Annotated in this window: 8 protein-coding genes; 5 read left to right on the forward strand and 3 right to left on the reverse strand. The window is 43.8% G+C overall.

Going from position 1 to position 10,408, the window contains the following annotated elements:
• A partial coding sequence (locus ENN47_03895; GenBank protein ID HDP77322.1) for an ABC transporter permease occupies positions 1-780 on the reverse strand: 780 nt, incomplete at its 3' end.
• Positions 781-1,142: 362 nt separating this feature from the next.
• Here ENN47_03895 and ENN47_03900 point away from each other — a divergent pair.
• Entirely contained in the window at positions 1,143-1,727 is a 585-nt protein-coding gene (locus tag ENN47_03900; GenBank protein HDP77323.1) for a DUF1349 domain-containing protein, read from the forward strand.
• An 89-nt stretch (positions 1,728-1,816) separates the two neighbouring features.
• On the opposite strand, the gene ENN47_03905 is transcribed toward ENN47_03900, so the two are convergent.
• A complete protein-coding gene (locus tag ENN47_03905) occupies positions 1,817-3,733 on the reverse strand; it encodes an alpha/beta fold hydrolase (protein HDP77324.1) in 1,917 nt (638 codons plus the stop codon).
• A gap of 99 nt (positions 3,734-3,832) precedes the next feature.
• Positions 3,833-5,698 (reverse strand): glycoside hydrolase family 127 protein, encoded by a 1,866-nt coding sequence (locus tag ENN47_03910; GenBank protein HDP77325.1) that lies wholly within the window; start codon positions 5,696-5,698, stop codon positions 3,833-3,835.
• Between the two features lie 87 nt (positions 5,699-5,785).
• On the opposite strand from ENN47_03910, the gene ENN47_03915 reads away from it, so the two are divergent.
• The 4 genes from ENN47_03915 to nifJ form a co-directional block, all read left to right on the forward strand.
• Positions 5,786-6,106, forward strand: a complete 321-nt coding sequence (locus ENN47_03915) for a hypothetical protein (GenBank protein HDP77326.1) — start codon at positions 5,786-5,788, stop codon at positions 6,104-6,106.
• 223 nt (positions 6,107-6,329) lie between these two features.
• Positions 6,330-7,169, forward strand: coding sequence for a M23 family metallopeptidase (locus ENN47_03920; GenBank protein ID HDP77327.1), 840 nt, complete (start codon positions 6,330-6,332; stop codon positions 7,167-7,169).
• Positions 7,150-8,157 (forward strand): lipoate--protein ligase, encoded by a 1,008-nt coding sequence (locus tag ENN47_03925; protein ID HDP77328.1) that lies wholly within the window; start codon positions 7,150-7,152, stop codon positions 8,155-8,157. Before ENN47_03920 ends, ENN47_03925 begins: the two co-directional genes overlap by 20 nt.
• 390 nt (positions 8,158-8,547) lie before the next feature.
• On the forward strand, positions 8,548-10,408 hold a 1,861-nt coding region (nifJ, locus tag ENN47_03930), incomplete at its 3' end, for a pyruvate:ferredoxin (flavodoxin) oxidoreductase (protein ID HDP77329.1).

Raw genomic sequence — 10,408 nt, forward strand, 5'->3', positions numbered from 1 at the left:
CGTGTGGCCGTATAATACCTTTCTTTCGGGAATACCCCTTGCCCTTGCTGCCATTATGTAGTCGTCCTGAAGAACTCCAAGGACTATGTTTCGTGTAAGAAAGGCGCGCCCCCAGAATCCAATAACAACAAGTGTAAGTACCGGCAGAGCAAGATGATAAAGAAGGTCGAAGAAATATGATATGCCTTCTGGAGGGGGTGTGGAATGCAGCCCGCCAGAAGGAAAGATCTTCACTCCGTAGGCAAAGAACATGATCATGATCATCCCCAACCACCAGGAGGGCATGCCAAAAACCACCATGGTTCCAACTGAAGTGCTTTTGTCCAAGACTCCGCCGGCCTTTTGAGCCTTTTTCAGTCCCAGAAGAAGACCTAGAAAAATGTCTACGAGCATCGCTACGGAAAAGAGTAGAAGAGTCTTGGGAATTGCTTCTGAAACGACATCCCACACACTTCTGCTGCCTTTTGAAGACCTAATTATCGTGGAATTTCCGAGATTCAGAGTTAACGTGTCCCATGTTCTCCACATTATTCTCTCAGCAACAGGTTTGCTCAGGCGATAAAGAGAATATAGATCGTTTCTCCGATTTATGACGTAGTTCTCAAGTTGACTTTCATTGAGACTCGTCATTCGCATCGTCTCGCCCCTGATTTGCTCTTCGATCTGCGCTCTCAACGTCTGTTCCATGACAGTATTGAATAGAGCCGAAAAAATGAAGATCAGAATTGCATACATCAATAGTCCGTATAGAACTCTTTTGATTGCATATTTCCAGTACATAACTCACCTCGACAAACGGATGAATTCTTCTGTTGATTCTTTCATGAAATATGGTCCGATTTGGTCTGCTCTTGAGCCCCTGTTGGACAATCAATCAAATCTCTATAGCTTTGACAACTTTCTTCGCTAGCTCTGACACCTGGCTTTTTTCAGGCGGCACTGACAGTCTTAGGAAAGGGTTTAAAACGACACGATAGGGGAAAAACGCATCTGCAACATTTGCTATTCTTAATGGCCAAACTGTATTGCAGGATCACAAAAAACATTGGGAAGCTCTGATTACTCAGAACAATTATATACTTAAGGACTGATATTTGATTAGCTCGCGCGATATAATCTAGGAAACCAAACTTGCGGAGGTAATAAATTTGTCCTACTTCAATGCAGAAACAATTAGGCGTTTCACATGGTTCAACGAGCCAGAACATTGGGAATTGGAGGACGGGAATCTGATCGTCAGGCCAGATTCTCCGACAGATTTCTGGCAGCGAACACATTATGGGTTTCGAAATGACAACGGGCATTTTCTGTTTCTTTCTCTCGCAGGCGATTTTTCTCTGGTTGTCGGAGCCAAATTCTCTCCTGCGAACCAGTATGATCAGGCTGGAGTTATGGTAAGAGTCTCTCCTTCTTGTTGGCTTAAGAGTTCTGTTGAATTCGAGGGGTCTTATCCTGCCCGACTGGGAGCCGTTGTAACTAATTCAGGTTACTCGGACTGGTCAACTCAAAATGTTCCGGCTGAGACGAAAAGCCTAAGAGTACGAGTTGACAGGAAAGGTCCCGATTATTCCGTTTATGCTTGGCAGAACGAATGGGTTCAATTAAGACTTGCAAGGTTACTGGAAGACGACGGGAAGCTTCCTGTTATGGTAGGGCCATACTGCTGCAGCCCAAAAGGTAGCGGTTATAGAGTGGTTTTTGAAGAGATTTCACTACAGTCTCAATGATTGCTTGACAGAGGTGAACACCGTCGGTCGTTTTGTGAAAGACTTTTCCTGCGTTGCTTACAAGCGCTTTTGTGCTATTTGGTATTACTTTATTGAAGTGGTACTCTCGAATGATTCATGGTTTCATTTGTCTGTATGGTGATCGTGAAAGTGCCCACAGGCTGTTCATTAGATTCATTCTCAATATAGTAAAACTCAAGTTGAGATTCTCCGAGTTCGGTGGGTCTCAAGCGGAATACAGAATACGAGACTTTCGAATACTCTTCTTCATAGGGTTCTTGAATAAGATGAAATTTCGTATTCGAAGGAGAGATTTTCCATTCGCCATCCGTGGCAAGGGCCTTCTTAAGCTTTATTATTATGGTCTGATTGTTTCCAATTTCAATTTCTCTCCCATTATCTGAGTCCTGAATGATGGCAACTTCCCTAAATGGCTCGGTAACGATCAATGTGGCTTCGAAGGTTTTTTCAGGGGGCACGTCGTCCCATGGGCTTCCGTAGGCAAATTCTAGAGTAGCCTCTCCGTAGTTCATTCCTTCAAAGTAGTAGACCTTCTCAATCTTTCTTGCCAGACCTGAAGAGTCTTCAAAGACTCTACTTTCACTTTCCTTAGGCTGCCGAACTATCCCAGGAGTTGTCAACGCTATACGCCAGCTGAGGTTGGAACTGACTGTAGATTCGAGAACTACTTCGATTGGTTCATTAAGCCCAACAATGAAAGTCTTTCCCGAGTCTGACGCATGGATGATAAGGGGGTCAACAAAATACTCCTCAACCTGAACAAGCATAGAACAGCTTTTCATTGGAACAATGTCCCATGAAGAACCAAAGGAAAAGACTAGAGGAGAAGACCCTGAGCCAACGACTCTGAAGCCGAAGACATCATAGCCGCTACCGGCTTCTTTCGGTTCTTCATAAAATGGATCCGAAATGAGTCTCAGTACATCTTCATCGAAGCTTTCCACCCTCCAGAAGTAGCCGGCACCTGGATTTGAAGGAAGCATAACAGTAAAGTCATCCCCAACTTGCATGACCAGGGTTCTTTCCGAGTCTTGTAGCCTGAAAATTCTTTCGCCAGGTGTCTCCGAAAGGACTTCACAGTGGGCCTCGTTTCTTAAATCGCTTTCTGCGGCCTCCTCTACCCTTCTGTGAAAATCCTCGACAATCGATTTGAAGGCAGTGGGCTCTTCAATCATTGGAAAGTTTCCACTGTTCATAAAGGTAACAAATTCACTTTCGAGGGCCCCTACTTGATAGGTCGCTGTGTGAACAACACCTGGAAAACTCTCCAGTCCGGCACAGACCAGAACAGGTACATTTATATCGGGGAGTCCGCAAGATAAGTCAAAGCCACGCAGTACTCCGTTTATGAAGGTTGAATCATCACCCCAGAAGAGATTATATGTATCCATGTTAATCGAATTCTTAGCGATCGAGGACTCTCTTTCAGGCTCGGAAGAACTGCCAAACAAGAGCTCAAACTTGTCAAGATCTTTCACCGACTCCTGGGCTACAGCTTCGACCAAGGCCGAATCGATTGCCGGATAGTTAAGCCTAGGGTTAACAATTACAAGACTAAGCAGTCCGGGAGGATTTGTGAGAGCTAATCCTACGGCAACTGCACCTCCAAAGCCATGGCCAATCAAATGAAACGAATCGACATTCAGTGTGTAAATCAGTGCGGCAAGTTCCGAAATATAATATTGGAAGGTAATATCTAATGAGGATAAGTTCTGGGACATTCCGCTCCCCAACTGATCGTACCTCAGAAACTTTCCATGATTGAAAGCACCTTTCATATAAGAGCTGTCGAGACCAGGTCCATCGCCAACAATTACGATAAACTCACCTTCTGCCTCCTCCAGTTCATAATAGATTCTGTTCCCGTTGAACAATATCTGTCCTTCGTATGGTAGGCAGACTGTTGACGTAAACAACAGCACTACAGCTAAGGCAATTCCTAAGCGGAACACGCCAATAGAATTGTTGTCACTATTCTTTCCCATCTTTTCGATCTCCTTATGAAACAGTCAAGAACTCTCATATAACCTCTCAATATCACTGATTATGAACGAAAATGACAACTAGACTCCTGCAAGGAGTTTCTAATGGACATGAAGCCATACACACATCGGTGAATTTCCTCTGTTATTCCAAGTGTAGTAGGGAATGAGAGAAAATCTAACATTCTTGCCCTTGCTCTTGACTGAACCAAGAGGATTGTATAGTTTCTTATCCCAGTCATCAAGATCATAAGCTATTCCCTTACCACTAATAACAACTGGATTCCCATCCAGAGCGTCACTCTCGGATAGCTCGAAGTTTCTTTTCGAAGGAACAGACAACGTTCGTACATCAAAATAGGGATTGTCTATGCCTTCTGCACAATATATTAACGGACCTCTTTGGATGGCCACCTTATCAGTATTCTCTCTCAAAAGCGGATTTGCCGTCATCATTCGGATTCGCATAGGAAGTGTCAGTGAAACTTCGGTCTTACCCTTCCAGTTTCCTTCAAGTCTGACGAATCCCTTTTCCGGTCTTATCTTTTGCTTCACACCATCAATTTGAAGTGCGAAATCCCCATCTGTCCACTCTGGAATTCTCAGGAGAATGGAGAGATTGGTATCAAGATCTGTAGAAATCAAGAGATTTATTTCTTCAGAATGAGGGTAGGCTGTCTTTTGAACGATTGACACCTCTCCGTCTCGGAAAGGAATGGACGCTTTACTTGCTTCATAGAAATTGACTCTTATCTCATCGAGTGTTGTGCCGTAAAGATAACCACCGAATGAGGTGAGAAGCCTGGCAATGTTTGGGGGACAACAGGCACACTCAAACCATTCCTCTCTGTTGTGGTTGCCGATGTCTTCAAGTGGGTTGACATAGAAGTAGCGTCTTCCGTCAAGAGAGATTCCCGACAAGACACTATTATATAAAGACCTTTCAAGTACATCGAGGTACTTCGCATCACCAGCTATCATATACATTCGCCAGTTCCAGAAAACATTTGCAATCGCGGCACATGTTTCAGAATAGGCTCTCCTGCTTGGCAGCTCATATGCTTCTCCGAAAGCCTCTCCTTCATATCTTGATCCAGCTCCGCCTGTAATGTACATTTTTCTTGATGTCATATCTATCCACAGCCTTTCGAGAACGGCGAGAAGAGTCTCGTCGCCTGTTTCGAGAAATACGTCGGCCGCTCCAGTCAGCAAATAAAGCATCCTAACCGCGTGCCCCACGAGTTCCTTAAGATCTCTGAAAGATACGTGGTCGATATGATATTCATCACCACCGACGTAACCCTTTCCTCGATTGTCAATGAGCCTTTGGACAAATCCCAGATAATTGCGACTTCCAGTCTCACGGTGCAGTTCGATCATTGCCATTTCCAGTTCCGGATGTCCGGTAGCCACTTCACAATCATCATCGGGAAAAGCTTTCAGGATGTTGTCGGCCACTTTTACACATACGTTGAAGAGAGATTCATTGCCGGTAACTCTTTTGTAGACTATTCCTGCCTGAATAAGATGACCTGCGCAGTAGAGCTCATGCATGCTCTTCAAGTCTTTCCATCTCTCCGATGCTTTTTCGCCTGTGAAGTAAGTGTTTACGTAACCTCCTTCACTTTTCTTCTGAACACTCTCTATAAGGGTTATCAGAGTTTCTATTCTCGTCCTAATCTCGGAATCCTCGTTATACGAAAGTGAATATGAGGCTGCTTCTATCCACTTATAAATATCGGAATCATTGAAAAACCAGCCTGTGAAATCTCCTTCAACGCTTCCAACAGCCTTTCTGAAGTTATCAATTCTGCCGCTAGATTCAAGATAATCATATTGAAGAGGGAGACTGGTCGATTTAACTAGATCTTGATATCTTCTTAAAAAACCCGCCAGCTCGACTCTTTCAATTGCTATAGGTCTCACCTGTGCTCTTGGTGACCGTGAGGTGTCATTAACGAAAGTCACTTTGTTCACCTCCAAAGAGATCCTCTCTCCTCAAGAGTAGCAGAAATCGCGGAAACTTTTGTATCCTGAAATAGGGAGGTAATGACCATGTTTGAGAAGATAGATTACTGGATTTCTGCTGCGAGTTATTCAGACAGAAACGGAACCTGGCTAATAGAAGCAGCGCTCATTCATCCGAACATTGGGGAGACCCACGAATATGGTGAAGAATGGACGCGTGAAGAGATAATGAAGAAGTGTGATGTGTTTGTATTTTGCTCGATCACAAAAGACGAAAGAGGCAGCTGGAGGAGGGGAGATCAGCTGAGAAAGGTTGAGACTGAGAAAGGGGCTTTTATCAGGGTTGATGGTTTGAGGAAGACAGGGGATTATCTTGGCGATATTCCGTTCTTTGAAGGAGAAAGATAAACTGAATATAGTTGCTTGCAAGAAGCAGCAAATCAATAATTGCATCAAGAAGTGATCTTCGAAATCTGTAGACATGGCGAAATTTCTGGTATTCGATCTGGGACCTGTTTGTAATAAGCTTCTTTTAAGGATATTCGCTGTGATATCATTAAGGTTACTATTAGTTCGATTAGTTCGATTTCTTATTTAGCGGATCAAAAAAACGATGGTTTGGGGGTTTCAGATGAAGGCTAAGGTTCTCTTGTCTCTTTGTGTTGCTTTCTTTATGGTAAGTGCTTTCGGAGTTGGATCTATAAGATATCTGGTTAGACCCGGAGATAGGCTTTTCAATATCATTAGGGATTACAATTTGAGGATCAGCACCGTGCTGGACTTGAACTGCATAGACGATCCTCGAAATCTTGAACCGGGTGAATTCATTTATCTCCCTACAGGAAACGGCTTCTTCTACGAGGTTCAGTACGGTGATTCCATCGATTATATTGCCAAACTCTTCTTTGCGCTTGCAGAACACCTAATTGCTGCGAACAACCTGAGTTGCAATTCAGTTATTTATCCCGGTCAGAGACTTTTTGTTCCGCTTGAATCAATAAGTGTTTGCAGTAACGCGAATCCCGGAACACAGTTTACCTGGCCAGTGTACGGGAAGATTTCTTCGGAGTTTGGTTGGCGGAAGGACCCGTTCACAGGAGTCTCTACCTTTCATTCAGGTATGGACATAGCAGTACAGAGAGATGCTCCCGTGTTTGCTGCAAAGGAAGGGACGATAATTGAGGCTCAGGAGAACGGCGGGTATGGGCTGAATATAGTAATTCAACACTATGACGGTACTAAAACGAGGTATGCTCACCTGAATCATATAAGTGTCTATGTTGGGCAAAGAGTTTCAAGGGGAGAGTTGATCGGTAGAGTGGGAGAGACGGGGAGGTCGACAGGACCTCATCTTCACTTTGAGATTATTGATTCGAGAGATCAATGTAGAGATCCAAGAAGCTATCTTACGGGGTCCAATTACATGTACGTTAGAAGAGAGACGGATAGCCTTGGCGTTGGGGGTAGATAGTATATACAGTACTAAGTTCATTGAGTCAAGCTCTTATGATCCTTGGTTAAATCTGGCCGTCGAAGAGTATCTCCTGAATTCATTTGCCAGTGAGAGCATCGTTCTCTACCTATGGCAAAATGAAAACACGGTCGTTATAGGCAGAAATCAAAATGCGTGGCAAGAGTGCAGACTCGACAACCTTGAAAGGGATAATGGAAAGTTGGCAAGAAGACTTTCGGGGGGCGGGGCTGTCTTTCACGATCTTGGAAACTTGAACTTCACCTTTCTATTGCCTAAGAGAAAGTACAACCTTCACAGGCAACTCTCGGTAATTGTTGACGCCGTAAAGGAGATCGGAGTCGATGCCCATTTTAGCGGTCGAAATGACATACTCGCCGAGGGGAAAAAATTCTCCGGAAACGCCTTTTATCATGGACAGTACGCATCCTATCATCACGGCACAATTCTGATCGACGTAGACACAGGAAAACTATCTGAGTATCTGAACGTTTCCAAAGAAAAGATAGAATCAAAAGGAGTGAAGTCTGTCGTATCAAGGATTGTGAATCTCAAGGAGTTGAAACCGGACTTGACCATTGAGAAAATGAAAAAGGCGATGTACATGGGCTTCATCGAAGAATACGGTCACATAGACAACGTTCTTGACTTCGAAAGACTGGCGCTTTCAACAGACGTGTCTAGACTCTATGATAAGTATTCCTCAAAAGAATGGCTTCTTGGAAGGAGTCCGGAATTCAACTTCAGAATCGGTCATAGGTTTTCCTGGGGGGGAATAGAGATACTATTTACATCCAGAAAGGGGTCAATCGCTGATGTGGCGATCTACTCCGATTCGATGGATGTTGATTTCATTGAGCATTTGAGACAAGGTCTCATGGGAGTTGATTTTTCTAAACCAAGCATTTTAGAAGCTCTTCACAATCTTCCAAAGTGCGTTGAGAGAGACGATATTATTGATTGGCTACATAGAACAGATCTTAATTGAGAATTCAGTCTGAAATTAGACATAGACGCTGATCTGCCAGATAGTTCAAAGTAGATGATTTACCTTCATGGAGCTTCTGGAATCTCCGATCCTCTCTTGATAACTTTTATGAAATAAGCCATTCCCCTGCAAAACCGGCAGATTTATGCTCAACGTCAGGAAATCCCAACTTTTCTCCTCGATTTTCTGAATCTAACTGTGATTCAGTAAGGTGGAAAGAGAAACCTGAAGCTTGCAGGCAGTAGTATCGATTTGCCAAATTGAAAAGTCAGATCTGTGAAAGCTTTGGGAAGATGTTCTATAATGTAACTGAAGACTCAGGTCTTATCAGATTTTTTTATGTAATGCTAGATAGATCAAAAATAATTCGAGGATTACAGGAGGTTCAAAATGGCACGAGTAATGAAGACAATGGACGGTAACACTGCTGCCGCCCATGTTGCTTATGCTTTCACGGAAGTTGCGGCTATTTACCCTATTACCCCTTCCTCATCGATGGCTGAGCTTGCGGATGCGTGGGCAGCGAATGGAATGAAGAATATCTTTGGACAACCAGTTGACGTAATAGAAATGCAGTCAGAAGCAGGCGCAGCCGGCGCAGTCCACGGATCACTTGTTGCAGGCGCTCTTACAACAACTTTCACAGCATCGCAGGGATTATTATTGATGATTCCGAACATGTATAAGATTGCCGGAGAACTCTTGCCCGGTGTATTCCACGTCAGTGCTAGAGCAGTTGCCGGCCACGCTCTTTCGATTTTTGGAGACCACTCTGACGTTATGGCTACAAGACAGACTGGATTTGCTCTTCTAGCTTCGGGAGGTGTTCAGGAAGTAATGGATCTAGGTTCTGTGGCTCACCTCTCGGCGATTAAGTCAAGAGTTCCTTTCCTTCATTTCTTTGATGGGTTTAGAACATCGAGTGAAGTTCAGAAGATTGAGGTTATGGATTATGAAGACCTTAAGGGGCTTCTCGATTATGAAGCGCTAAAGGAGTTCAAAGACAGGGCTTTAAATCCCGATCATCCAAAGACCATGGGAACGGCACAGAATCCCGATATCTACTTCCAGGCGAAGGAAGCTTCAAACAGGTTCTATGATGCAGTTCCTGACATCGTTGCCGAATATATGAAGGAGATCTCTAAGCTAACCGGCAGAGAGTACAAACCTTTTGTTTACTACGGTGATTCCGATGCGGAGCACGTGATTATTGCTATGGGTTCTGTAACCGATACGATAGAGGAGACCATTGATTACTTGATGAAGAAGGGCGAGAAGGTAGGAGTCATCAAGGTTCATCTCTACAGACCGTTCGCAGCAAAGTACTTACTTGACGTCCTTCCGAAGTCGGTGAAGAGAATAGCCGTTCTTGATAGAACAAAAGAGCCCGGTTCTCTTGGAGAACCTCTCTACGAAGATGTCAAGACTCTCTTCTATGGAGATAAGAATGCTCCTGAGATCTTCGGTGGCAGATATGGACTAGGTTCTAAGGACACAACTCCTTCTCAGATAAAGGCCGTATTTGACAATTTGAAGCTTTCGTCACCGAAAGATCACTTCACAATAGGTATTGTTGACGATGTGACAAACACTTCTCTAGAAATCAAGGAAAAGATAAATGCTGCTCCAGAGGAGACAATACGCTGCAAGTTCTGGGGACTGGGTTCAGACGGCACCGTTGGAGCTAATAAAGACGCAATTAAGATAATTGGCGATCATACCGATATGTATGCACAAGGATACTTCGCATATGATTCGAAGAAGTCTGGAGGCGTAACGATTTCGCATCTGAGGTTCGGAAAGAAACCGATAAAGTCTACATACCTCATTGATGAAGCTGACTATGTTGCTTGTCACAAGCAGTCCTATGTGTATCAGTATGAATTGCTTGAAGGACTTAAGAAAGGCGGAACGTTCGTTCTCAATACTAGTTGGGATTCTGAAGAACTCGACAAGAATCTCCCTGGAGGCATGAAAAGATACCTTGCTGAAAACGAGATAGAGTTTTACACGATCGATGCTACGAAGATCGCTATGGAGATAGGACTTGGTACAAGAATAAATACGATAATGCAGTCTGCCTTTTTCAAACTCGCAAATGTTGTTCCAATAGAAGATGCCATAAAGTATTTGAAGGACGCAATAGTTAAGTCCTACGGTACCAAAGGTGAGAAGGTTGTACAGATGAACTACAAGGCAGTAGATAGCGGTATTGAGGCACTGAAGAAGATAGAGATTCCAGAATCCTGGA

This window comes from Mesotoga infera, assembly GCA_011045915.1.
Taxonomy (GTDB): Bacteria; Thermotogota; Thermotogae; order Petrotogales; family Kosmotogaceae; genus Mesotoga; species Mesotoga infera_D.

Coding starts and splice junctions, on each gene's coding strand:
- ENN47_03905 (HDP77324.1), bottom strand. CDS start 3,733: ATGGGAAAGAATAGTGACAACAATTCTATTGGCGTGTTCCGCTTAGGA.
- ENN47_03915 (HDP77326.1), top strand. CDS start 5,786: ATGTTTGAGAAGATAGATTACTGGATTTCTGCTGCGAGTTATTCAGAC.
- ENN47_03920 (HDP77327.1), top strand. CDS start 6,330: ATGAAGGCTAAGGTTCTCTTGTCTCTTTGTGTTGCTTTCTTTATGGTA.